Annotated in this window: 21 protein-coding genes and 4 pseudogenes; 2 read left to right on the top strand and 23 right to left on the bottom strand. The window is 48.5% G+C overall.

The features are described 5' to 3' along the window. Nucleotides 1–154: 154 nt before the first annotated feature. The 6 genes and pseudogenes from TERTU_RS09115 to TERTU_RS09095 form a co-directional block, all read right to left on the bottom strand. Nucleotides 155–2566, bottom strand: coding sequence for a TonB-dependent receptor (locus TERTU_RS09115; protein ID WP_015820225.1), 2412 nt, complete (start codon nt 2564–2566; stop codon nt 155–157). A 426-nt stretch (nt 2567–2992) separates the two neighbouring features. Then, nucleotides 2993–3706 (bottom strand): sulfotransferase family protein, encoded by a 714-nt coding sequence (locus tag TERTU_RS09110; protein WP_015819276.1) that lies wholly within the window; start codon nt 3704–3706, stop codon nt 2993–2995. Between the two features lie 202 nt (nt 3707–3908). Next, on the bottom strand, nt 3909–4271 hold the full coding sequence (locus TERTU_RS09105) for an SLATT domain-containing protein (protein WP_228378319.1): 363 nt from the start codon (nt 4269–4271) through the stop codon (nt 3909–3911). A 202-nt stretch (nt 4272–4473) separates the two neighbouring features. Then, nucleotides 4474–4851, bottom strand: a pseudogene (locus TERTU_RS22455) (transposase); the annotation flags it as partial. Nucleotides 4852–5234: 383 nt separating this feature from the next. Then, on the bottom strand, nt 5235–7223 hold the full coding sequence (locus TERTU_RS09100; RefSeq protein WP_015820656.1) for an RICIN domain-containing protein: 1989 nt from the start codon (nt 7221–7223) through the stop codon (nt 5235–5237). 365 nt (nt 7224–7588) lie between these two features. Then, nucleotides 7589–7870 carry a hypothetical protein gene (locus TERTU_RS09095; RefSeq protein WP_041590153.1) on the bottom strand — a complete coding sequence of 94 codons (282 nt, stop codon included), beginning with the start codon at nt 7868–7870 and terminating at the stop codon, nt 7589–7591. A gap of 560 nt (nt 7871–8430) precedes the next feature. Here TERTU_RS09095 and TERTU_RS22450 point away from each other — a divergent pair. Together TERTU_RS22450 and TERTU_RS22445 are read left to right on the top strand one after the other, a co-directional pair. Beyond that, nucleotides 8431–8682: pseudogene (locus TERTU_RS22450) on the top strand (transposase); the annotation flags it as partial. Between the two features lie 125 nt (nt 8683–8807). Further along, a pseudogene (locus tag TERTU_RS22445) lies at nt 8808–9185 on the top strand (transposase); the annotation flags it as partial. Between the two features lie 245 nt (nt 9186–9430). On the opposite strand, the gene TERTU_RS09085 reads toward TERTU_RS22445, so the two are convergent. From TERTU_RS09085 to TERTU_RS09005, 17 genes and pseudogenes are all read right to left on the bottom strand, one after another. Beyond that, entirely contained in the window at nt 9431–9853 is a 423-nt protein-coding gene (locus TERTU_RS09085; RefSeq protein ID WP_015820351.1) for a GFA family protein, read from the bottom strand. 178 nt (nt 9854–10031) lie between these two features. Continuing rightward, the gene (locus tag TERTU_RS09080; RefSeq protein WP_015817940.1) at nt 10032–10493 is read right to left on the bottom strand and encodes a phosphoribosyltransferase; all 462 of its coding nucleotides are present in this window, start codon (nt 10491–10493) and stop codon (nt 10032–10034) included. Between the two features lie 431 nt (nt 10494–10924). Then, nucleotides 10925–12052 carry a serine hydrolase domain-containing protein gene (locus tag TERTU_RS09075; RefSeq protein WP_015818564.1) on the bottom strand — a complete coding sequence of 376 codons (1128 nt, stop codon included), beginning with the start codon at nt 12050–12052 and terminating at the stop codon, nt 10925–10927. A gap of 19 nt (nt 12053–12071) precedes the next feature. Further along, complete coding sequence (locus tag TERTU_RS09070; RefSeq protein ID WP_228378318.1) at nt 12072–12626, bottom strand: VOC family protein; 555 nt, start codon at nt 12624–12626, stop codon at nt 12072–12074. Nucleotides 12627–12880: 254 nt separating this feature from the next. Further along, a pseudogene (locus TERTU_RS22190) lies at nt 12881–13087 on the bottom strand (SLOG cluster 4 domain-containing protein); the annotation flags it as partial. A 77-nt stretch (nt 13088–13164) separates the two neighbouring features. Further along, a complete protein-coding gene (locus TERTU_RS09060) occupies nt 13165–13686 on the bottom strand; it encodes a porin family protein (RefSeq protein ID WP_015820456.1) in 522 nt (173 codons plus the stop codon). Between the two features lie 402 nt (nt 13687–14088). Then, nucleotides 14089–14409, bottom strand: coding sequence for a hypothetical protein (locus TERTU_RS09055; protein ID WP_015818456.1), 321 nt, complete (start codon nt 14407–14409; stop codon nt 14089–14091). 167 nt (nt 14410–14576) lie between these two features. Next, complete coding sequence (locus TERTU_RS09050) at nt 14577–14924, bottom strand: hypothetical protein (RefSeq protein ID WP_041590150.1); 348 nt, start codon at nt 14922–14924, stop codon at nt 14577–14579. A 143-nt stretch (nt 14925–15067) separates the two neighbouring features. Continuing rightward, a complete protein-coding gene (locus TERTU_RS09045; protein WP_015816935.1) occupies nt 15068–15472 on the bottom strand; it encodes a VOC family protein in 405 nt (134 codons plus the stop codon). Nucleotides 15473–15606: 134 nt separating this feature from the next. Further along, entirely contained in the window at nt 15607–16359 is a 753-nt protein-coding gene (locus tag TERTU_RS09040; protein WP_015820561.1) for an SDR family oxidoreductase, read from the bottom strand. Nucleotides 16360–16891: 532 nt separating this feature from the next. Further along, on the bottom strand, nt 16892–18148 hold the full coding sequence (locus tag TERTU_RS09035; RefSeq protein ID WP_015820129.1) for an allantoate amidohydrolase: 1257 nt from the start codon (nt 18146–18148) through the stop codon (nt 16892–16894). Between the two features lie 42 nt (nt 18149–18190). Further along, complete coding sequence (locus tag TERTU_RS09030; RefSeq protein ID WP_015819385.1) at nt 18191–19417, bottom strand: pyridoxal-phosphate-dependent aminotransferase family protein; 1227 nt, start codon at nt 19415–19417, stop codon at nt 18191–18193. Nucleotides 19418–19431: 14 nt separating this feature from the next. After that, complete coding sequence (locus TERTU_RS09025) at nt 19432–20250, bottom strand: sulfite exporter TauE/SafE family protein (protein WP_015819224.1); 819 nt, start codon at nt 20248–20250, stop codon at nt 19432–19434. Nucleotides 20251–20278: 28 nt separating this feature from the next. Further along, complete coding sequence (locus tag TERTU_RS09020) at nt 20279–21880, bottom strand: gamma-glutamyltransferase family protein (RefSeq protein ID WP_015819673.1); 1602 nt, start codon at nt 21878–21880, stop codon at nt 20279–20281. Between the two features lie 35 nt (nt 21881–21915). Further along, entirely contained in the window at nt 21916–23004 is a 1089-nt protein-coding gene (locus TERTU_RS09015; protein WP_015818060.1) for a purine nucleoside permease, read from the bottom strand. A 251-nt stretch (nt 23005–23255) separates the two neighbouring features. Further along, complete coding sequence (locus tag TERTU_RS09010) at nt 23256–24482, bottom strand: tetratricopeptide repeat protein (protein ID WP_015818298.1); 1227 nt, start codon at nt 24480–24482, stop codon at nt 23256–23258. 14 nt (nt 24483–24496) lie between these two features. Then, on the bottom strand, nt 24497–25150 hold the full coding sequence (locus TERTU_RS09005) for an energy transducer TonB (RefSeq protein ID WP_015817699.1): 654 nt from the start codon (nt 25148–25150) through the stop codon (nt 24497–24499).

Below are 25150 nucleotides of genomic sequence, written 5' to 3'. Positions count from 1 at the left end.
CACTCTGGAATACCGACCCAAGCGAGTTCCAACGCGCAAGGTAAAACGGTATGCGGAAAGTAAAAAACGCGCAATCACCAATTGATCGCGCGTTTTTATCAAACAAAGCGCGGCGAGTTACCGCTCTCCGCTCTGAACCTGACTACGCACCTGACTAGAAGGTGCCGCGCAAACCTAGACGGAAATTACGTCCTGGCTTCGGCGCCAAATCTTTAAGAAACGAAGTGTGTACCCGCGCTTCTGTGTCTGTCAGGTTATCAACTTTCAAAAACACCGTTAAATCAGTGCTGGCCAGTGGCAGCGTCCAATTAATAGAGGCATCTACCCAGTCATAACCTTCAGTAGACGTTTCCATCGGAGCCACATCATCCTGATTACTGTAATGAGACCAACCGATCTGACTCTGCACGTTGCCAACCTGATACTCAAACCGGGTGCCAAAGCGCATTGGCGGAGTACGCGGAATATAAGTGTGGCTATCCGCCAATTGCGCATGAACATAATCGGAAAACACAGTCGCTTTGAATGCAGGTGTTACCTGCCAAATACCCTGCGCCTCGAAGCCATACAACTCGGCATCCTTCATGGTGAAGGCATAAACGGGAAGATCACCGCCGTGTTCGTGCTCTTCTTCAGCCTCGTCGTCGCCGTCACCAGCGTCGTGCTCATGCTCGTGCTCACCCTCGGCGAAAAAGCCCGTCGCGGTTTGGTAGTAGTAGTTATCAACCTGGTTATAAAACGCATTTAAAATAACCCCGAAGTCCCCTTCATGCTTGCGGAAGGTAAGATCGATGTTATTCGACGTTTCCAGCTCGGGATCGGCACCCGATACATCAAAATGCCCCTCTTCGCCTTCATCGTGCAACTCAAACAACGCACCAACTTCGTAACTACGGGTCCCCATATGCGCGCCGAAAGAGAACAATTCTGCAGCAGAAGGCGCCCGCTCGGCATGTGAAATGGCAATTGCCGCGTTATAGCCCGGTGTAAACTCCCATACCAGACCGGCAGATAAACTCACCGGGTTGAACGTTAAATCCTCTGCGAATAAAACATCAGTACCGTCATGTTCATGCTCTTCCTCCTCGTGTTCGCCCTCTTCGTGTACGTGGAACTCAAGCGCAGGCAAACGCACTTCGTCAGCACTCACATTAACCTGCTCAACACGCGCGCCGAGCTGTACCAACAGATTGTTAAAATGGCGCTCCTCTACAATTGCGAGCCCTAATGAGTCCGAATCGGAGGGTGGCGTAAAGGCTTCTTCACCACTGGCTTGTGCATCGCTGGATTTGTATTGTAATACCACACCGCCTTTCCAATGGGCCACCGGTTGGTGCATTACATCCAGCTTAAACTCTGTGGTTTTATTGTTAAAGGTTGTGGATGGTTCACCATTCTCAATTTCTGAGTGGGTGTAATCGGTGTAACCAATGCGCGTATTAATTGCGCTAAGCCACTTATTGTCGAGCTGTATTTCACTAATAAGCTGATACCGGTCCTGCTCCAGGTCTGCGAATACCCGCTCAGGCGATTCCGGTTCTGCTGCTGCACCTTCCTCTTCACCATGGTCGTGCGCATGGCCAGGAATACCGTACTGCCGGTTTAATTTTCCAACCGAAATACCGACATAACCGTTATCCAGCAGGAAGCTGGAACCCAAGGTGTAGCCGTTTGATTCATCGTCACTATTTGCGACTTCCAAGGCATCGTGGCTGTGATCTTCACCCGGCTCATTGTCTGGTGCAACGGGCGTTTTGTAGTTGTCGGATTCGCGCCAAAAGCCATCCAGGTGCACCGCGAACTTATCGACACCGGTGTTCAAATTGACCGAAGCCAGATCCTGGTCGTTAACCGTCTCATGGGAAACAAAATATTCACCGTAAGTATCGGAATCGGTCGGCACGCGTTTATCAACCACGTTAACAACCCCACCGATCGCACCACTGCCGTAGAACAGCGTTGCTGGGCCGCGCAGCACTTCTACTTGCTCGGCGGTGGACACCTCAGAAGAAACTGCATGGTCCGGCCCAACCCGAGAAACGTCGCTCACATCCAGGCTGTTTTGGGTAACTAGCACACGCGGGCCACTCAAACCCCGAATAATCGGTGTTGAAGCAACATTGCCGTGAAAGCTGGTATGGACGCCCACTTCGTTTTCCAAGGTATCGCCAAGTGTAGCCGCCTGGCTATTGCGCAATTCCTCGCCGCTAAGCACGGTAATGGGCTGCGCAGACTCAATCGCCGACGCATGGATTGGCAGCCCAATAACATCTACCTGCTCAATTGCTGAGCGCCGGAGCCTAACCGTTAAATTTGCAGGTACCCCCTCGTCCAAGTGGAGTACCTCATGACTAAAGCCCGCAGCGGTAACGTGAATTTCGTGCGACGTGCCCTCATCTACGTTAAACGCCCCGTTAGCATCGGAGGAGGCCACAGTTTTACTGCCGACAACCTCAATACGGGCGTTGGGCACAGGATTGCCATCCAGGTCAACTACGGTTCCAGAAAGCGCGAACGCGTTTGTTGATATTGCTGCAATAGCACTAGCCAGAAGGCATTTTTTCATTCGGTACTCCAAAATCGTTTAACAGAGCGTCAATGAACGCACCAGTTAAGGGCTCATCGACGCATTACTCAATATTGTGAAACCAGCGGAGATCCACATAGATTCAGAAAGCGCGTGCAGGCTTGAGCTTACAAGTGAAGTGCATCAAAAAGCGCGGCAACCAAAGCTTGCTCCGCAGAATACCCAAGCGCCTGGCCTGAGCAATACAACCACCATAGCGAACGTTAGCAGCAAGTGTTGCCACCTCTGCTGACGACTTTGAGCCAATGCTTCAAGCGATACCGCTATGATATACCGTATCATTATGAATCGGCACTTCTAAGTGTGTCAACCAGAAATATATGCCGCCAAGTTGATGGCGAGTGAGATTATCGACGGGAATTAAAGCAGGAATCGGGTTAAGCGTGAGAAATTCTTAGTTAAGCGTTAGGTAAGCGCACCTTGGACACCAACCCAAGGACTACTGGTTTCGCGCTGTGAAAGTTTCCGAGAGCATTTTTTGGCCCTGCTATCTTTCAGCCACAGCCCTACCAGGTATTGACGTAACATCTGTTGGCCTTGGTTGACTTGAGGAAAGGGTTCCGATGGAATGGGCTGTGCCAGCCTCTCGCACAGCGGAGGCCACCCAGCGCGAGGATCAAAAATCACCAACCGCTCCCGATCGACTGAAGCCTTCACCTCAGCGATATGGTCAAAATAGACTTTTTCACAGTGTTTACGCGCAAAATTGCTACCGAAGGTTTTTAACAAGCAAGACTCAACCACAAACAACCAGTTATCCAATCTCGCGGAAATCCCCTGAAACGCTTTTGCCTCACGAACTAAACCCAGCAAAGTCTCAAAACTTCGGTACCAGGAATCAGCGTCGCGAACATTCAGTAGAACCAGCGCCTGCGGAAAACTGGCGATTATCTCTGGGTAGAAGAAGGCGCCTGGCGCATCGACAGTTGCCCTATAACCTCGATAAAAAACTTTCCAGTTAATATCTCGCCCCTCGTTGAAGTGAGAGACTAGCAATTTGGTATGAAATGTACTCTCACACAACTTGAGCATGTGGTGGCAATTGTAGCCGAGCAGGTCCAATGCAGAACATGTTGACATAGTGCCGGTGCGGGGGAAGCCTACCCCAATAACATCCATATAGCAGCGTCCTGAAAATATCTTAAGCATGTATAGCAGTAGCTCTACACATTACTCTTTTTTACACTAAAAAACACCCTGTGTCTGCTCCAGATGTTCAGATAACAACACAACACCGTAAAAATTTTGTAAAGCAAAAAATAATCTTTACTCCCTCTAAGAGGGGATCGCCAAGGCCAGCGATTAACACATAAGACGCCGATTAACTCTCGACGCTTCTTTTCTGTTCGAGGGACCGCACTCGAGAGCTTCGCCGCTCTTTCTGCCAGGTTTCGTTGAGCGCATTCCAAATATTCTCGTAGTCACTAAAATAGTGCTCCAGACGGGCAAGCTCGATACTGTCAGGCTGTTTTCCTTCAAGATAAAAACGCAAAGAGTCATACAAATTACTGAACGACGCTACCGCATTTTCATGAGCGACCCACAAGGAACGGTTACTCAGGAACGATTCAAGAGAATTTAAAATAGTAACCAAAGCGGTCAATACAAATGCGATGTTTACGAATAATTGTTTAGTTGCTTCGCCGGCGCTCAGCCCCAGCAGTACGGTCGCAGCGCCACAAATAATCGCCGCAGGCCGCGCCCGAACCCGGATATTTCATAAAAACCACCCACCCTGGCACTCCTACTGATTCAAAATAAAAATGGGACAAAAATAGCGAACATCGCGATCAAATGCTAACTTATTGAGCAATACCCCATTTCTGAGCACAGCAAACCCAAAGCCCCATTATTCTTCAATATGCTGGGGCAGTATTCGAAAAAGGTTAGCTTGAATTAAGTGTTTTCGCGACGACGGCAAAAATTTCTTGGTGTGGATACGCGTTCGTCAGCTTGATTTTTATCCGACGCCTATTGCGAATAACAACTCCGCCAATTTTTAGCAGCTTTACTCGCAGGGTATCCACTCAACTATTGGCTAATTTTGTATCAACCAAAGCCACTCGTCAGAGCGCATCCAGCAATACATAAGAGAATCCAGAAAGTAACAGTCGCAATTGGTTGGGCCACCGGCGGTGGCAGGAGGTTCTGCCTGAAAACAGTAGCTTCTGCTCTTTTATCCGGTTTTCTATATCTCCACAAATGCAGTATTCTTTTTCGTAAAGGTGTTTAGCGCTTTGCCTAAGGCTGGTGACAACATACCGAGTGTTTTCACCCGTTCGTTATATTCGGCTTTTACGATTACGCGTTGTTCTTTGGTCCATTTCCGGGGTTTATAAAAAAATTCACTTTAGTGCTTTTGCCGTTTCTCACAGGAGTAGGACTTCACCATCGGCGGTAACAGCACCGCCCTCAAAATTAACATCGAATTTACGTCATTTTAGTGGGGTAAAACGGCTTGTTTTATCATAGGCCGTTATCACGGCAAGGTCTCTCTTAATATTGTGTTTGGCGACTTAATTTTAAGAGGTTTACGGCCTTGCCGTCCATTATTTGTGAAATATCCAGGTTAAAGGGATACCGAATTAGATGTACGCATGCCCGGCAAAGCGTTGGGGATAGTCAGGCAAAATCTGCGAAATTCTGTTCACAGCTCGGCCGGCCTTATCCACCAAAGGCTAGAATCAAAGGAGCCTTGGACGCTCAGATCGAGGCCAGAAGTCAACCGGGGGGCGTTGGCTCCATCACTCAGATTAAGAAAGCCCCCAGTCTGCCTATTTTTGATACGAAATGTGTTCGACCGCATAGATCCCTGCTCGATCACCCACTGCGCGCCAGGTGCCACACCGACGTCAGCCGCCAGATTCACCAGGCTGATATCTTCGGGGTTCACCTGCAGATACAAAGGCGTTCCCTTCAGTCGCAGCGTGTAATAGACGGCTGTTTTACCTGGGTATTTTTCGACAACCCAGACGGATGCGTTCTGACCGCCTTCGGCTCCCCGATATATTCGGCCATCACCATCCAGCCACGATTCAGTACTATAGCTACTTTCCACGTGATACTCACCCACCGAAATCGGCAGTTGTAGATTTCCCAACCCCTCCCGCACCGTTTTAAAAACACCGACATAATCACAATTGTCGACACACTCCGGCGGTGCGTTGGGTGTGCGTTGCTCATGCATCTCCGGCGTCTCCGCAACGCGGCCCTGCATATAGCGCACATAATAGGTCATAAAATCAGTATAGATGTTTTGTTCCTCATCAACTTCGCTATCGTAACCATGGGCAAAAAAGCCGTGCAATTGCTGCACCCCATTCCAGGAAAAGTAGCGCTCACGCTTCCACTCTTCCAGCAGATGCAGCATCTCATGGAACGCCGAGGTATTGGGCATTTCACGCTCGGGCCGGGGAAAACTGGAACCTGCCGTAATAATGGGCACGCCGCCGGGATCTGACTCGGTGAGAGCGGTCGTTAGAAACGACTGCTGAACCATGACAAAACCATCTAGTGCGCTCATTTGTAAATAGTTCAACATCTCCACGTGGTACAGCAACACAACCACATCGTAGTCGGCTTTTAGGGCTGCAAGCTCAGGATGATTAAAGAACTCCGTGGGTTGCTCTATATCCAGCCCCTTCGTGCGAACCGGAGCGGACTCGAAGGTGTCATGTACATCGATCGACCAACTGTTTAACCCGTAGGAAATTGGCTTGATATACGCCTCGTTCACGGCCTCCATAATGTTATACAACCGCTGTGTGTAGCTTTCATCCAAGGTAAATTGGTCTACAAACTGATTATTCAAATCATGGCCGTCGGTGTATTTAACGGGCAGGATCAGAATTCGAGTATTGTGCTGTTCCGGCAGCGGTACCTGACCGGAGAAATTAACCTCGATCGCCGTATTCGAAAGTACAACGTGGTCTTCATAGTAACGCCCTTCGTACTTTGGCTTTTTTATCGTAATCGCCTCGGGTGCCGCCAACCATCGAAAGCCCTCTACCAGCTCATGGGTTTCCCTGAAAACGCCAAGCCCAATCGTGTATCCTCCCTGCGGCAGGGAAAATGTATGGGCATCCGCCAAGGTGTAACCCGTGTATGCATTGTTAATGTAGATATACCCGGTTTCGCCCTCCGCCAGACCGACATCGGCAATGCTTAGGGTCTGCCTTGGCGGGCGATCATTCAGCGTAATCCCATAGGTCTGATCAAAGTACATATCTCTACGGATCAAATTATCCTGAGCATCAGCCACTGGCGCTCTCTGCTCTGGCACAACCACGGCTTTGCCGGCACAAGGCGAACGCTGGGTATCACAGCTCACCTTGCCCAGCAGTACCCCATTTTTCCAGAATTCCAGCTCAAATTCCTGCAATCCTGAAATACTGGTGAATGCACGTACCCTTAGCGGATTCGAGCCAAGTGAAAATAATGATGAAATGTCAACTTTTTTACCGATCTGATCGGGCCGAAGAAAAACAGGTGGCGTTTCTCCGACAGAAATAGCGACCTGCTCAGTGAATTTGACAAGGTTAACCTCTATTTTATCGTCCGCTAATGCAAAGGAACAAAACAGGGTAACAACAGATATGAGAATCGACGTGAGTTTCAAGTAAAACTTACTAGGCATGACTGACTACTCCCTTTCATGAACCTTGAAATTGAAACTTTCTATGTTAAATAAGAGCGGGTAAAACAATGAAAAATGTTGGTGCGATCAGATCAGGGTTTCGAGGGGTTCCTTCGGTGGAAGCCAGAAACCTGAACAGGCATTTGCGCTTTAACCAACAGGGCTGGCGAAAAAGCCAGACGGATACCGTACGAGCGGCGTTGCTCAACAATGATTGCTCGCCTCATTGAAATACATATAAATATCTTTATTGCATTTATAGCTATTCTCTTCAGAAAATCGGTATCGGCGCACAATTCATTCACTCAATTTCTTGAGCCGCAACAAGCCGAACGGTCAATTAAATCCCAACCGGTCGTTGTAGGTCATCCACCCGTGAGATGGTCACCCATATAGGCAACCCCAACCAAAAAAATCACATCAAAATCCGAATATTGAACACACGCGCTGGCATTAAAAAACAAACAACCCATCTGTCGCGGTAAAAAAAGCGACATTAAAACGCCGCTTGCCGAAATCATCAACCGCCCGCTGCCGCTATATGACACCACCGCGGAAAGAGGAATAGCGATCCATTGAGATTCAGCATTAACAAGGATACCGTTACCCCCGGCAATACAGGCGTTCGTCTCATCATCGGTCAGCATGCAGCCGAATACCTGACAGACATCTCGAAATTTACTGATGATAACGATAACACCTGGTATCGATTTACTGATCCCAAAATTTAGCTTACTGGATTAATATCAGAAGCCATAAACGCGATTCTGTAGATAGTGCAGGTAAACGTGCATTCACATCATCATTCTGATAAAAAGCGGTTTGCCCTTATGCCCCAATTAAATTGGTAGGAAGAACGATTAATAAATCAATTAGGTAATAAAAAATGCGAACGTTGTGGAACCCTCACCACTTACTCAAGGGACGTCGCTGACTGCCCACGATGTCACGGAAAAAATGCACTGGATTTAATCGATATCCATATAGTACAGACAGAAACGTAGCGACAAAACCACAATATGGGTATGATATTTTTTGGTGGATTGGTGGTTTTAATGGCTGTCAGCTACGCCATTTACGAAGTGTAGTCCTCGGGTTACAAGTGTGTAACGGCCATCGTACACACCTTGAATTGCGATACCTAAAAAGAGTCCTTAATGTGTTTTATGATGACTACTGCTTCCTTCCAATTTAGGTCTTTTGTGGCAAACAGTTGCTGGTCAGCTATTTGCGCCCATCGAGCCGTGGAGCGGCGCACAAGGCAGGAGCGGTTCTAAAGCTGATCGTCAAGCGGCTTCGTCAGGAATGGCTAAAAGTGACGATCGTTTTTCGCGGGGATGCCGGCTTTGTAAGCCCCTGTTGTTGTATTGATGTGATAGGGATAAGTCGAGTTTATCATTGGTCTCGGCAAAAACAACGTGCTGATGGAGAAATCCGAGGTTATACGATCCGTTTCTGAGGCATTGTGCAGGTTAGAAAATAAACGGCAAAAGCACTATAGTGAATTTTTTATAAAGTCCGAAAATGGACCAAAGAACAACGCGTTATCGTAAAAGCCGAATATAACGAACGGGTGAAAACACTTGGTATGTTGTCACCAGCTTTAGGCAAAGCGCTAAACACCTTTACGAAAAAAAATACTGCACTCGTGGAGATATGGAAAACCGGATAAAAGAGCAGAAGCTACTGTTTTCAGACAGAACCTCCAGCCACCGCTGTTGGCCCAACCAATTGCGACTGTTATTTTCTGGATTCTCTTATGTATTGCTGGATGTGCTCCGACGAGTGGCATTGGTTGACACAAAATCCGCCAATAGTCAAGTGGATACCCTGCGAGTAAATCTGCTAAAAATTGGCGGAGTTGTTATTCGCAAAAGGCGTCGGATAAAAATCAAGCTGACGAACGCGTATCCACACCAAGAAATTTTTGCCGTCGTCGCGAAAACACTTAATTCAAGCTAACCTTTTTCGAATACTGCCCCAGCATATTGAAAAATAATGGGGGTTTGGGTTTGCTGTGCTCAGAAATGGGGTATTGCTCAATAAGTTAGTATTTGATCGCGATGCTCGCTATTTTTGTCCCATTTTATTTTGAATCAGTAGGAGTGCCCGGGTGGGCGGTTTTTATGAAATATCCGGGCTAACGGGCTTATAGGAGTCAATAGGTTGATCAAAGATTCCTATATTCATTCGCAAGTACCAGGGAGCTAGGGCCTATCAGCTGGGTGATCTTCACCATCGAGCACAGGAACATTTTTTAGGACAAACGGATCAATTCCATCTAAGCAGGCAATATTAAAAGCGTAGAGCTCAGGATTAGAGCGGCGCTGGTGATGCGTATATATACCGCAGCGGGCACAGAAGTAATGCTTCGCCGTATTGGTGTTAAACTGATATAAACTCAATAGGGATTCGCCCTCAACAATCGTTAGATCATTTAACGCAACCGAAGCAACCACCGCCCCCCTGCGCCGACACATTGAACAGTTGCAGCGGCGCGGCTCTATCAACCCGTTAGGCAAATTAACGGTAAACTTCACGCCACCACAGTGGCATTGCCCTTTGTGTATGGGCATCACCTTTATCTCGTCAACCAATGGCTTTTTACTGAAAGTATATTTTACAGTCATAACTCAAGCTCCATATTAAGGTCGCGCAGACAATAAAAAGTACCGAAACTCGGTAGTCTGATTTTTACGGCTCTGTATTACAGTCAGGCCCAAATTCGGGCAAAAAAATTGACAGAACCCTCAACGCAGAACGCTTGCATGCCCTAGCAAAGGCTGATGTCTATTTGCTTTCAACACACTATTTGATAAGCCGTTTGACACACGGAAGATTTCTGAATTTATTTTGCCAGGGCAAACCATACCCAACTAACAATTCATCAGTTGCCGTCTCGTATGCGTAATACTGCTCCGTCGGAATAGCGATGCGGTGCGGCTTCACAAACAATGTTGCTACAGCAATGGACGCTGGAAAATATTCTGCAATGTGTGCAACCAAACGAGACATTGTGCCACCAGATTCGATGGCGTCATCCACAATAATGACATCCTTGTTCGACACGGTTATATTTTGTTGGTAACTGATGTTAGAGTTGTTGTGCCTATCCCCCGGGGTGTGAGGGCATGAAATGCCATCCATCTCAATTTCAAAATCAAGCTGCCGAACCAAATCAGCAGTAAAGAGAATACCTCCCGGAACAACGGTCAATATCACAGCACTGCGATAGCGTCGATTCAACCTGTTGGCGATGCTAGGGAACATCTGATTAACCTAGTAATTTCTCTGCGTGACCTGCGGCGATTAGTTGTTAGGCGCCTTTCGCAGTTAATGGCCTTAGTCCTTAACAAGAAAGGCAACGCCACAAATGATCGCCGCAGGCCACGCCCTACGGGGCTTTCAGGAATTTAACCTGAGGGTGTTGCGCTCGTTCGCCGTGCAAAGCTTCCGCTCCTGCTCACGCTACTTACCTACGTCCATGTAGGCAACCAGCACGCCTCGCTCACGCGCCTACTCACGTTAAATTCCTGTAAGCCAGAGGAATCACTAGGTTAATCAGAGGTTCCCTGGACACCCCACACGCGATGTCCACTTCGCTAAACACGGTTTCACCTAAATGTGACTCTATCATAATTGCGCTCAGTGTATGTCATATCAGCTTTTTGGCTTATTAAAGCGATTACCGAGGTGCGTAACTAGTTTACTCGCGACGGCAAAATATATTCCGTAATCAATCTGTCTGTTTGCTCGTGCATCCCTCGAGTATTATAGTTTGTACTTGTGATAACAATAGCCATGTTCAGATCAGGTAGCGCGACGACCTTATTGCCGCCATTGCCACTCATGTAGAACGCGTTGTAGTCTTTTTTATTATCAGAGAAAGATTTTAACCACCACAAATAGCCGTAGGTCATTTCATCGTCGATCTGAACGTGTGCATTAGTGGATGTTTTGACCCACTCCGAGGAAATAATCTGCTTACCCTGCCACTGCCCTGCATTCAGATACAATTGTGCCAACTTGAGCAGATCCGCGCTTCGCATGTTTAATCCGCCGCCGGTCATTGCGAGACCTGTGGGCGTGTATTGCCATTCGACGGATTTTATTTCGAGCGGGTCAAATAAATTTCGCTGCGCAAACTCTGCCACCTTCGTTTTAGTGGCCTGCTCCAGAACAGCACCCAGGGTTACTACACCCGCCGTGCAATAGCTAAAACTACGTTTATAAGGTGAATCTTCCGGTTTGGTTGCCCATGCTGGAAAACCTTTAATCGGCAAACCCAAGGTAAATTGAACATAGTCTTCAACAAGGTACATACGCTCTTCATTGCCGCTCGAAAACTGGTTCCAATCATCACACTCAAGCAGAGAGCTCATCGTCAGAAAATCTTCAATCGTAATTTTTTCTTTTCTTGGGTCGGCATGGTTGACCGTAGTAATATGGGGCAAAAAAGACATCACCGTTGATTGCGCATCACCGATGAACTTCCGATCTATCGCCAGGCCCACCAATATACCCGCAACAGTTTTTGTCGCCGAACGCGTATTGTGCAATGTTCCGAAATCACCGTCAAAGTAATGTTCGTAAACCAATTTACCATCACGTGCAATCAAGATACTTGTAATTTTTGTGAACTCTCCTGACTGCACTGCAGCCTCCATTTGGTGAAGTCGGGTACTGGACAATCCCGCTCCAGCCGCATCCGTTATAGACCAACCCCTGAGCATGTCAATTTCAGAGGATTGACCGGGGGCCGCGATCACGCAGTGATTAATTGAAAGCAGAAGGGAAAAAAGAGTTGCAACTAAAGGGGTGATTCTCATAAAAAATATCTTCTGTACATTAATTTGATAAAACCGCCGCCTCAATGGCAGCAATATCAATTTTGCGCTGTTTCATCATAACTTCAATCGCTTTCGCTGCGACTTCTCTATCCGCACCAAAGGTAAGCTCTGTCAGTCGTTTAGGGTATACTTGCCAGGACAACCCGTAACGGTCTTTTAACCATCCGCAATGACTCTCCTCGCCACCATCCGCGGTGAGTGCCGACCACAACCTGTCCGTTTCCGCCTGATCTTCCGTTTCAACCGAAATCGATACAGCCTCAGTCAGAGTAAAATGTGGCCCAGCATCCAAAATCTGATAAGGCGCGCCTGCGAGGGTAAAATTGATAATATGGCCATGCCCCGGCTCACCTAAATACACCGCATCTACCCGACTATTAGGTAATAGTGAACAGTAAAACTTTGCAGCCTCTTGGCCCAGCCCACTATCAAACCACAAACACGTTCTTATTTCAGTTATCATATTAAGGTACCAGCCAAAGTAAATTCGCCTTTGAATATTCACTAAAAAGCTTTCAACCGTCGCTAAAAAGCATCGCGAAACATCTTTCACATTAATCAATGTAGAACGCAAAGATAATAATTCGCAGCACCGACATTTAACATTGAGACATAGATGTTAAACGGGTATAGCATCAAAAAAACTGACACTGTAACGCGCAGTCTTTGACGTTAGAGGCTATAAAAAGCGTAATTCGGAAAATTTTGATTTTAACGCTCCGCAGGCACCCCAAGGCGGTATACGAGAGCTTGTTCGATCATCAGGCGGATTACTTCCTAAGCCGTCAGACCAGCCTCCGCACCCAACTAAAGGCAGTAGCGGAGCTTATGCAGCCATACCAAACATACTTCGCTTTTGGTGCCCGCGTGACTGCCGATCACCAGGCACGTGTCCCCCGCCAGGGCCATCATCACGTTACGCGCATCGCCCATACCGCACGGAACAAGTGTTGCGCATAGCCAGTCGGGCATATTGATATCAACGATTGGAATAATACTGACGACATTTCCACTCGCCTTGCACGCTTTTTCCTTGGCAACCTATTAACTTGGCAATGAAAAAATTGCGCAATTAAATGTGAGATCACAACTTAAAATTTACAACCCACACCCACCAAATGGGCAGCACCCGTGTTGTCGTTTTGGAAGCTAACACCGAGTGATTCGATTTTTACATATAGCCCTTTGAGCTCATCCGTAAGGAAAAATCGCGCACCAACACCCACGGTAGGGGTTGTCTCGGTGTATTCGTCGTAGAACAGTGATGCTTCTTCGCTGATTTTACCTAAACCCACTTTTCCATAGATGTTGAGCCAAGTGGTACCCACATTGGAGCCCAGATTCACTCCCATATAGGAAATAGTGAGGTCGGCATCACCATAGTTGTACGAGCTCTCTCCACTTCCATATTTCACCTCGAAACCGGCGATTTTGTTTATGTCATATCCGACTTCGACATGCTGCCCGGAATAGCTGCACCCCGAATATTCACAGTCCGAACTATTAGCGCCGAAGAAACCGCCTCCGGCATACACCCCGCGCACATCTGCCGCGAAAGTATGCATGGAAAATAGACCAGAAGCCAGCAACGCAAATCCATTGATAATTTTCAAATATAACTCCTTATATATCAAACAATTAATCAACTACTGCAAAACGTGCCACAAAAGATACGGCAACTCAGCAAATAAATTATATAATTTTTGTGTCGAATAGATGAAAAAAAGGATGACAGTTTACAATTAATTACACTAAACACGCACGAGTAAAATCGCCGCGCAAGCAAACTGCAAAAAATCATATAATTCAGTCAAGCTTTTTTACTATATAAGCGCCATTAATCCCATTCAAAATTTTAGAGACTAAATGACCCGCCGAGCTTCAGTATTTTCGCAACACAAACAAATATTTAAACGAAAAATTATCAGCAAGGCCGCCCCACACAACAAGATAGCCGAACAAACTGCAAACAAACAACCGTTAACCAAAAGCAAATCGACTAACGGAAAAAACTATTAATCCCGAATAATTATGTAGGACGCAAAGAAATACTCAGGACCAGAAGGATTGCAATCACCCCAAAAAGTAACTTTTTTCCCCGCAAGATATGCTGCCAAACCAATAGATAATGCTTCCTGCACACCTTCGAGCTCAGGCTTAAACAATGCATAAATAGCATTCTCACAGCCTGGAATAAGCCAATCCCCTTCACCCACAAAAAAAAGTTGACCGCTAGCCGCATTGTATTGAACTCGTTTAATCAACTGAGTATTCGTAGATGCTGCATTGGCAATTAACGAAAACATGTTCACCAATATGAATAAAATAACACGCATAGATATTCCTTACATCCTCAGTTAACCAGAACCGCCACACCTAATGCCAAAATTTAGACTTCTCGACACAAAGATTCCTCGATAAGACACCGTCTACAAATTAAAACCGTGCTCATACCCCCTCGCAATACAACACCAAATGGAGAGCGTATTGCGATTACATAAGCTTACCCACCCAAATAGCCAATATGGCAAAAACCTGAAGAATCACGTTTGGTATAAAGGGTAACAGCAGAATCCATCGCACGCGAAGCTAGGAGAACCGCAACAAATACATCATAATTACTATCGCTAGCATTTATATAGGCCCAGTTTGCTCCACCTGAACTGGAGCACATATCTGTAACACCCGACAAAAAAACCCTAAATCCGAAATTTTCCCCACCTGCAACTTCAAATCTGGCAATTTTTTCTCGTTGCACACCATCCCACTCATCTGCGCTACTTATAGCTGGCAGCAACCACACAGAAATAATTACTATTAATCTAAACCAGAAATCACCACCCGTAATCATCACCTCTCCCCAAAAAAAGATTCGTTAAAGACATTTAAACTTCATACAAAATATCGCATTAATCAGAAAACAACAGCTGCGCCAGAGAACCCCCTAAAATATGCTTTCAAATAATGCTTGTCTCAGCTCGTTCCCTCTACTACTCATAGTACAGCATGAAACTTCCAACAAACACCAAATTTATCCTGCAGCGCTCCGAATAAGCCAAACGGGTGCTCAGCGAGCGGATCAGTTATCTGAGCGTCTTCCGTCAAGCGGGAGTAGATTTTTTTAATATCTTCAGCGCTTCCGCTGTCAATATACAGCGACAAATTATTGCCTTGCACGAACTCCTCGGAAGTTCGCAGAAAATCGGATGCTGAGAGTTTGAAGCTATCAGACACGATGGTCGAATTTACAACCAAATGGTGCATTGATTCGGGAAACATGTCTTTCATCGGAGATTCGCCAACCAAATAAATATTCAGCTCCCCGCCCAAAACGGAAGCGTAATACTCCATTGCAGGTTTGCAACTTCCGTCAAACAGTAAATATGTCGATAGTTTCATTTGAGATTCCCTGTTTATCCGCTAAAAAAATGGCAGAATCATTTCGCTAATCCCACCTATGTTCACACATCCCTGGAGCCGCCTTTTTGGCATTAACACATACAGCGAACGCACCCTAAAAAAATGCGTAACGCTCAAAGGCCACCAGAAGGCTCTATAAAACTTCCGGTAACGAAGGCCGATTTATTCGATACCAGCCAGTATATCGCTTCTGCAACCTCACTCGGTTCTCCCCCACGCTGCATGGGTATTTTATTTTCCAAGCGCTTTACTCTGTTTGACTCACCGCCACTCGCGTGCATCTCTGTGTAAATTAAGCCCGGCCTCACACCATTCACACGTATACCTTCTGCGGCAACCTCCAGAGCCAGACCACGAGTGAGCGTATCTATCGCACCTTTGGACGCAGCATAGTCGACGTATTCATTGGGAGACCCTGTGACGGATGCACGAGAGGAAACATTGACGATAGCACCTCCTACTCCACCATACTTTGTCGACATGCGCTTAACGGCTTCTTTACAACAAAGAAAGCAGCCCATTACATTAACCCTTAACACTTCACTAAACCGATCTTCCGAAATCTCGTCCAACCGGCATTGCTGTCTGAGAATGCCAGCGTTATTCACCAGCACAGAAAGACTCCCCAACTCCTTGTCCACTGTTTCAAACAGCCTGGACACATCGCTGAAACGGGAAACATCGGCTTTAACCGCGATGCACTTTACGTCCATGTCCGAAATCTCTCGTTTTAGGGACTGTGCAGCAGCGTCATCTTGTAGATAATTCACACAGACCGCATATCCATTCAGCGCTAGCAGTTTTGCAGTTTCAGCTCCTATCCCGCGACTACCACCAGTAATTATTGCGACTTTATTTCTGCTCATAGAAGCACTTTACACCACTAGGTTTATAATTAGCTGGGTCTCGAAACCGTGTATATCACGAGGAGATGTCGAAAATAGCACAAACGTCATTGCTGATATAGAAGAGGAACAACGTTAGTGTTGAACAGGGATAGAAGAGCGGATAAAAAGCACCACGATTTGGGCTAAGCGCTGTAAAAATAAGCGGAGGCTGGCAAACCCTCCGACAATAAAAAGTTGCTAGCAGATAGAAACAGAAAAATTATGGCGACACTTTGTATATTGGTGCGACAAGCCAGGTACCTTGCCGCCTTTGTAAAGTCAAAAGATGCACGCGCAATGCACCGTTCGAGCACGATCCAGCCATAGTGTAATCATCTAGAGAGATTTACTTAACTAGCCCATGCTTTTGATTGGGTCATTTTGCGCGTTGAAAAATCGTCGCAAATACCCGTCGATTTACCCGATCAAACCTACAGCGGGGACATGTCTCGTCCGGGATGAATATTAATGAGCAGCGGCTCGGATTAATACTCTTTGCAGTACAGGTTCATTAAATATTTCCCAACAGGCGAGCAAACCCCTGAAGACCCGCTTTAACGTCGGCAACATCGACCGCCTCTGCGGGATTATGGCTTATGCCCTTTTCACAGCGGACAAACAGCATGGCAATATCAAACACTCCGCCAAATATCATGGCATCGTGACCTGCTCCACTCATCAGGGAGTGAACCGGCAAATCAACCTCACGCAGGCTCTGTTCGATTTTAGTTTGCAGCCAAGCCGCGCACTCAACGGCATCGGCGTGATGAAATTCTTCCGTGTCCAAGTGAATTCCGCTGGACTCGCAAAACGCCTCCGCTACAGCGAAAATGGCGGATACGGTTTTATCACGTACCGCGTCTTCACTGCTGCGAATATCGAGGGTAAAAACACACTCGCCAGGAATCACATTAACGGCTGCGGGACGCACCTCCAGCTTGCCGACCGTTGCGACCACGCTGTTAGCTATCGCCAGATTTTCTATTTCGGTCAGAATTTTGGCCGCAGCAGTGAGCGGGTCACGGCGCATCGACATGGGAACTGTACCCGCGTGACCCGCCAGCCCTTTCAGAGTGAAACGAAACCGCCTTGCTCCTGCGATAGCAGTAACTATACCCAGCGGCAACCCCAACTGCTCCAGCACCGGGCCCTGCTCAATATGTAGCTCGAGGTATGCCTTGATGTCGTCTCTGGCGCGATTTGCCGAGCCTATCTCTTCCGGGGTTAGTCCAAATTGACGAAAGGCTTCAGCCAAAGTGACACCGTTCTCATCGGTCAGATTAAACCAATCGTTCTGCCATCGCCCGGCCACAGCAGCACTACCTAATAGTGTCGTCCCAAAGCGTACGCCCTCCTCATCACCAAAACCCACCACGTCTATGTGATAAGGCAACGTAACACCCTCCGCCTTCAGAAGCTCGACAACCTCTATCGCACTTAAAACCCCGAGAATGCCATCGTATTTTCCGGCCATTGCCACCGTATCCAGGTGCGAACCTAAAATAACGGTTTGCGCATCTGGGTTATCACAGGCCCAGCGCCCCCAGCAATTGCCAGCAGCGTCAATCCAGGTCTCCATTCCGGCTTCAGACATCCAAGCCAAAACCCGTTGATTACAAGCGGCATGCTCAGGCGTAAGGTAATAACGGCCGACCCCATTAGGCAAACAGGAGACAGACGCAAGCGATTCGCAGCGATCATAAACGCGCAGTGCCGCCTGCTGGAACGCACTCTCGCTTGGACGGCGAAACACTTCTTGCTCACTCATTGTTGTTGACTACCCCAGCCACAGATACGAAGCTCTGCTGCATTATTGGTAAACCGATAGCGCCTGACGCACCGCAGCACCGGCGGGTAATTTAAGGCCGTTGAGCAGCAGGCATTGCTCCAGGGAAGCCAGTGTTTGCAACACTGCGCTTCTCCGAGCGTTGTATCCCATTGTGCCGATCCGCCAAATCACACCATGTAGCGGACCAAAAGAAGTGCCAATTTCGATACCGAAATCCTCCAGCATTTGTTGGCGTACCCGGTCACCATTAACCTGTTCAGGAATATAGACTCCAACAACATTATTCATCCGCTGGGATTGCTCACCGTAAAGGGTTAACCCCATCGCGCGCAATCCTGCAGCAAGGGCATCGCCATTTTGCTTGTGACGCGCGACAGTATTGTCGACCCCCTCCTCCAGCAAAATACGCGCGCACTCGCGGGCTCCATAGAGCATGCTGGTGGCCTCCGTATGGTGGTTAAGCCGTTCTTCCCCCCAATAATCCATGATCATCGCCAGATCAAAATAGTTCGAGCTTATCCGCGAACCTGTGGCCTCGGTGTGATGTGCCGCTTTTATACCCGCTTCCACATGGCGGCGCTTATTAATTTCGTCCACTGCCTGTGAACTCAAGGTTATGGGGGCGCTACCGGAAGGCCCTGACAAACACTTCTGCAACCCTGCTGTAACCGCTGATATTTTCCATTCATCGGTACGAAAGTCGTTGCCACCAAGCGAAGCAGTAGCGTCACAATACGTCAGTACGCCCATGTCAAAACACATCGGCCCAATATCGGCCAGGGGCTGGCACATGGTGGTGGAAGTGTCGCCTTGTACCAGGGCAACTAATTTGGGGTTGAACCTATGAATTGCCGCTTCGATTTGTTCTGGCTGCGCCACTTGTCCCCACTCAAGATCCAACGTATGAACTAAAGCTCCGCATCGCTCTGCGATCTCTTTAAGCAACAGCCCGAAACGCCCAAAGACCGGAACCACCACTTTATCGCCGGGATTCAAAAGGGACACCATCGCGGCCTCAATCCCACCGCGTGCCGTACTGTCGACAATAAAAGTCCAGGGGTTTTTGGTTTTAAATACTCCCCGATAAAGCGCCATGGTTTCTGTCATGCAGCGAGTCATTGCCGGATCAAACTGACCGACCAGTTGATACGACATTGCACGCAAAACGCGGGGATCACAATTAATCGGGCCTGGGCCCATAAGCAAACGTGGTGGAGGCAGAAAACTTTCGTGCAAATAATCCGACATAGCAAACCCTAAAATTAACTGGCGAGTACGGCCTGATAAACCATGCGCGCTCCGCTGAGACAAAGAAACACAGCAAAAGTCCGCTTTAACAAAACGTCGTTGAGCATCGCACCCAGCTTCACGCCTACCGGTGCCATGAGTACCGTCAAGGGCACTATCACCGCAAAGCCTAACAGGTTAACGACACCGATTGTTCCCAGCGGCGCGTCTGGTGGGGTGCTGCCATACACTAATAAAAGTGCAGCACCGGGCAAGGCAATAATAAAACCGAATACTGCTGCGGTGCCAACAGCGCGATGTGCTGGAAAATTACACGCAGACAGGGTGGGCACACCCAGTGTACCGCCCCCTATCCCCATAACCACAGACACAAGGCCAATGACTGCAGCGATCACCGATTGCCAGAGTTTGCCAGGCAGACTGGAAAACAGGGGCTGCGCATTTGCGCGGAACATCATATTGGCAGCGACAAGAATCGCGACGATACCGAAAATAATTGCGGCAACCTGGCCTCCCGCTTCAGTCGCGAAAACGACACCCAAGACAACCCCAAGAACAATAAACGGCCACCACAATCTTACCAGTTGGCTGTCAATGTTACCGCGCTTGTGGTGGGCGCGAATGGAGGAAACACTCGTGGGAATAATAATGAGCAGCGAGGTGCCAGTGGCGACGGTCATTGCGGTAGCGGCGGAAATACCAATTAACTGAAAAATAAAGTAAAGCACTGGCACGATAACAATGCCCCCGCCTACACCCAAAAGCCCAGCGAGCAAACCCGCCAACGCACCGGTTGCAATCAACGCGGCAATAATAGGAAGCCATTCAGTCACACAATTTCCTGCTTTGTTTAGCGATAATTCAGTCTACGGTGGTTGAGCTTGAATACGCAGCACCATCACTACGGGGGTCCGTCGCTGCCAATGCGCTGCCTTGCTCGTCGGACTGCAATACTATGGCACCCGCATGCCCCATCGATTCCGATTTCGCGGATAAGACGTTTACCTTGTGGCCACGACTTGTGAGCGAACTGGCAATGCGGGCGCCCAGTTCGGGCTCAATTTTCAGATCGGTTGAGCTCTCACCCCAGGTGCGCCCCAGCAGCCAGCGGTCGTCTGCAATAGCCTTCACCAGCGGCTCGCCGCCATAGGCGTAGCGGGAAAACAGCGCGGCTTGTGTTTGCGGCTGCCCCTCTCCCCCCATAGTGCCGTATACCATACGGCGACCATCAGAAAATTCGGCGTAAGCGGGGTTAAGGGTGTGGAAAGGCTTTTTACCCGGTGCGAGAACATTTGGGTGTGTCGCATCCAGAGAAAAACTGCAGCCGCGGTTATTCCAGACGATCCCGGAACCCGGTAACACCACACCAGAACCGAACTCCCAATAGATGCTTTGAATAAAGCTCACCATCACACCATCAGCGTCTACACAGCCCATCCAAACGGTATCACCTGGATTGCCAGGGTGAGGCCAAGGCGCCGCAGTCTCTTTTATCCCGCGGGCAAGATCATCAAGAAACTCGGGGGCCAGCAGCTTGGCCTCCGCACCGGCTGCGACTTTCGGGTCAGCGACCACGGCATCTCGGTAGCGAAACGCCAGCTTTGTGGCCTCCACCAACAGGTGAACCGATTCCTCCTCACTTAAATCCGGAGTGCACAGGCGATCGTAAAGGGCCAAGATCATCAGGGATGCTACGCCCTGGGTCGGCGCTGGCAAATTGTAGAGCTGTGCCGAACGTAACGCTGTATTGAGAACTTGGCATTCGTTGGCCGCAAACCCGGAAAAATCGTCTGCAACGACCGAAATACCCAGCGCTTGGGCATCCCTGCAAATCGTCTTTGCCAAATCTCCCCGATAAAAGTCATCGAGCCCGGCATCAGCCAGCTGGGAAAATGTCGCCGCCAAAGCAGGGTTACAGATAGTTTGAACACGCTGTGTCAGAACCGGATGCAAAAACAAGCGGTCCAGCTCGCCATAGGTATCTGAAGTTCGTTCACTTGGTAACAATTCACCTGCGAGTTTTGCACACGCAGCTTTGAGAGATTCGGTCACTGTAACGCCTTCACTGGCTAGCGATACTGCAGGCTTTAACAACGCGTGAAGCTCTCTGGGCGCTCTGCTGGAAACGCGTGCAACAGCTTCACGGGCGCATCGCCAGGCCGCAACAGTGCCCGGCAAAGTGATACATGCACCCGCTCCGCGGCTGGGCAATTTACCCGAGAAGGTTTCTGAAGATAGACTTTGCAAACACACGCCAGCCCCATCGATGGCGATGGGGCTGGCTCCTGGAGGGCTGATCAACCAGAAGCTATCGCCGCCGATTGAATTCATATGTGGGTAGGCAACCGTGATAGCCGCTGCTGCTGCAATCATGGCATCGACTGCGTTAGCCCCATTTGCAAGCATGTTATAACCGACATCAGCAGCGACTGCATGCGGTGCAGTAAAGGCGTAATCAGTCACGCGGAATAAGAACCTGAACGAACAACATGCACAAATTAATTGCCAGAACCAGGCAATGTAGTTTCGTAGGTGCCCCAGTCAGCCAGAAGCGCATTCACCACTTTGCTTCCCACCAAATAAGCGGACTCAAGAGCAGCCTGTAACCCGGCATAACCTTCATTCTCCGCCATCAGATTTTGCGCAGCGGTGATACCAGGAGGGGGCATGGTGAAATTACTCCCGGTACGCAATACGAGGTAACGGTCGAGATCCACACGACCAATGTTATCCAGATAGCTGAGCGACAAATAGGTACCTGTATCTTCCATCGCCGATGTCACAAACTCGCCCTGACCTTTCGTCCAATAACTCACCCAATCGTTGGCCCAGTCATTCATCATCGCGCCGTGCCAAAATGTCATCGCGGCCAATTGATCCCCTTTCATTACCACCGCCTTTTGCTGAGCCTTAGGGTGGTTCACATAAAGTTTGCGCGTTTCCTCAAGCGAGGGCATATCGGGTAAAACGGTGTCTTTGGTCAACTCGTAGGCCCAGTCGACCAACGAGAGATTCAGCGTATACATTTCGCCATTGAACGGCTCCTGGTAAGCCGTCATCGGTGTAGCGCTCTTGCTAAATAGCGGGAAATACCCGTGTTTCCAGTCTTTGGGCATCTCACGCGAATCAATTTCGTGGGCGAGATCGCCATCAATCAAGTGCTCCGCCCAAGCCGCAGAACCAATCGATGCATCTTCCGGGTCGATACCGGCAATCCCCGCTACCAGCCAGTAAGCTTTAGAGAAATCAAACCGTGGATCGAGCCCTAGCGCCATAATCGCTGACGTGGATTTGGCGGTTCCCATACCAGTAACAATCCCCATCACACCTTTGTCCATATTCATGTAAATATCGTGGTGTGAATTTGGAAAGGCGAACCGGGTATCCAGATCCATTCTCTCTTTCCAAAGTTGAAACTCGCCGGCAGTATCGCCCTCGTCGTCACCGATTTCGAACATCGAGACAACGACCACCTTAACTGGTATTGGCGTCTGCGTGATGGTTACACCCGAGTCCATCGGGCTAGACGCGCAACTGCAAAGCCAGCTACAAAATGCAAATATGCCAATCAATCTTTTATTGAACATGGTCTAACCTTAATCGTCATTGAAAGAGAAGAACCTGCGTGCAACCGCTCAGGGCTCTGCTCATTATTTTTTGCCTGGGCCGCATCGAATCTTTTAGTTTATCGAACCTTTTAGGTTAACGGCCCTACTTTAATTTCAAAGCTCTAATTTAATTTAACGACTCTAGTCAAAAGTTTTTAATGAACCAGTTAGCAGGGCAAAGCCAAAGCATTAGTTCAGAGCGCTGAAAGAGAACTTCCAAACAGGAAACGCTAGCTATTGGCTTTAACTTCCGCCATCCAGTCAGCCTGCCGTTTCATATCGTCCACATATTTCATCCAGCGATTCGCCGATTTAGTGGTTTCTTTGAAAGCAACGGATTTACGCAACGAGTTCTTGGCTGAATCGAATTTTTTCAGTTCCATTTGCGCAATGCCTAACAACAACCACGCCTTGCCTGGCGATTCCAGTTTTGCATCCAGTGCTTTTTTTAGCGCGGTTTCTGCCTGTTTCCACTCTCCCATTTCAACGTAAATATTTGAGATGGAAATCCACGGATCGCCGGTTTCACTCATCGGAGCGAGTCGCTCATACGCCAGAATTGCCTTTTCCCGCTCTCTTGCTGCTGCGTAAGCGGCAGCCAGCATTTCCAAAAAGGTCGCATTTTCCTCCAGCATCTCGTCGGCAAACGCCTGCTCCAACATACGCGCTGCGTGCTCGGGAATTCCACGGGTCACAGCTAATTGCAGCAGCGATTTAATCGTGGATTCTTTATCGAGTAGCTTTTGCTGAAACGCGAGCTTCAAGACCGCCAACGCCGACTGCTCATCTTCCAACATCACATATACGCTGGCGAGCTGCTCCCAATAGGTCGCCTTGTCCGGCCAGTGTTCGACCATCTGCTGTAAGCTCTTCGCAGCTTTGGGATACCGCTTCAACTCAAAAAAGCTTGCTGTAAGTAACTGATACCAGGTTTCCTTGGGTTTATCGGAATCGCCAATGGCCTTTTCCGCATAGGGAATCGCTTCTTCATAGCGCTTCATCTGCGCATATATATTGGCAAGGAAAATCGATTCCGTCGGCTTCGGTGTTTCAAGCTGTGTGTACCAGTCCTCTGCAAATTCCAGCGCCTGATCATACTCGCCAAGCGCCGCGTGAAGTTGCGCAACCATGTACCCCACGTTAATAACCACTTTTTCGGGCAACTGGTTTAACGCAAGACTTTGCTTAAGGTAACCGATGGCTTGCTGAAAATTTTCTCGCGCCATTTCCACATACCCCAGGGTTTGCAAAGTTAGCGCTTTATCTAAGGAATTGTCGTCCACCTCTGCCAACAAAGTTTGTAATCGGGTGTAAGCTTCTTCAGTCTTGCCCTCTCCCATCACCGTTTGAATATCGGTCAGCTCTTTAAATACTTTTCCGCTTACCGAGCCCGCACTCCAACTGTAGCTGCAACACAGCAGCATCACCAGCGAGACTAGAATTCGAAATACACGCATCGCTCTCCTCCTCGTTAGCGGCTCAGTTTAAATTCGATCGTTTGCTTTGCCCGTTGAGCCTTCGGCATACCATCGACAATTTTGGGTCGAAATTTCCAGCGTTTGATTGCAGCTATGGCCGCCTGATCGAACAACCGTGGAGGCTCAGCTTCCAGAACTTCGGCATCAGAAACGGTTCCGTCCGGGTTAATCGTAACCGCCATGGTAACGTAGCCTTGTATCTTCGCCTGCTTGGCCGCACGCGGATACGTCGGCGGCACTCGCACGACTGGAATCACATCAGTATCAAACCCGGCGAGACCATCACCCTGACTCAAGGCACCTAAGAATGGCCCGTCCCCAGAATTAATAGGTACTCCGATACTGGGCATATTCATATTGAGATTCGGATTAATATCCGTCATCTGCTGGTTCATTTCCGGTGTTTCTGGTGGCGTTTCCGGTGGTGGTGGCTCCTTCGGTGGTTTGCGCTTTTTGGTTTGCAAGTCATCATCGCTATTGTCAACACGCACGAAATTCAAATACGTTTGCTGGCCATCCAGTTTTTCCAATTCGCTTCCCGGGCGGATTAATACGTGCATCAACAGGAAAATAAGCAGACCAATGGCGACTGCCAAAACCGAAATACTTAGCCCTTTAAGGGCGGGATTTGCAGCAGTGGTGGCCAT

The sequence above is a fragment of the Teredinibacter turnerae T7901 genome (genome assembly GCF_000023025.1).
Lineage (GTDB): Bacteria > Pseudomonadota > Gammaproteobacteria > Pseudomonadales > Cellvibrionaceae > Teredinibacter > Teredinibacter turnerae_B.
Note: the sequence above shows the minus strand (reverse complement) of the source record. Positions and strands in the feature narration are given on the sequence as shown.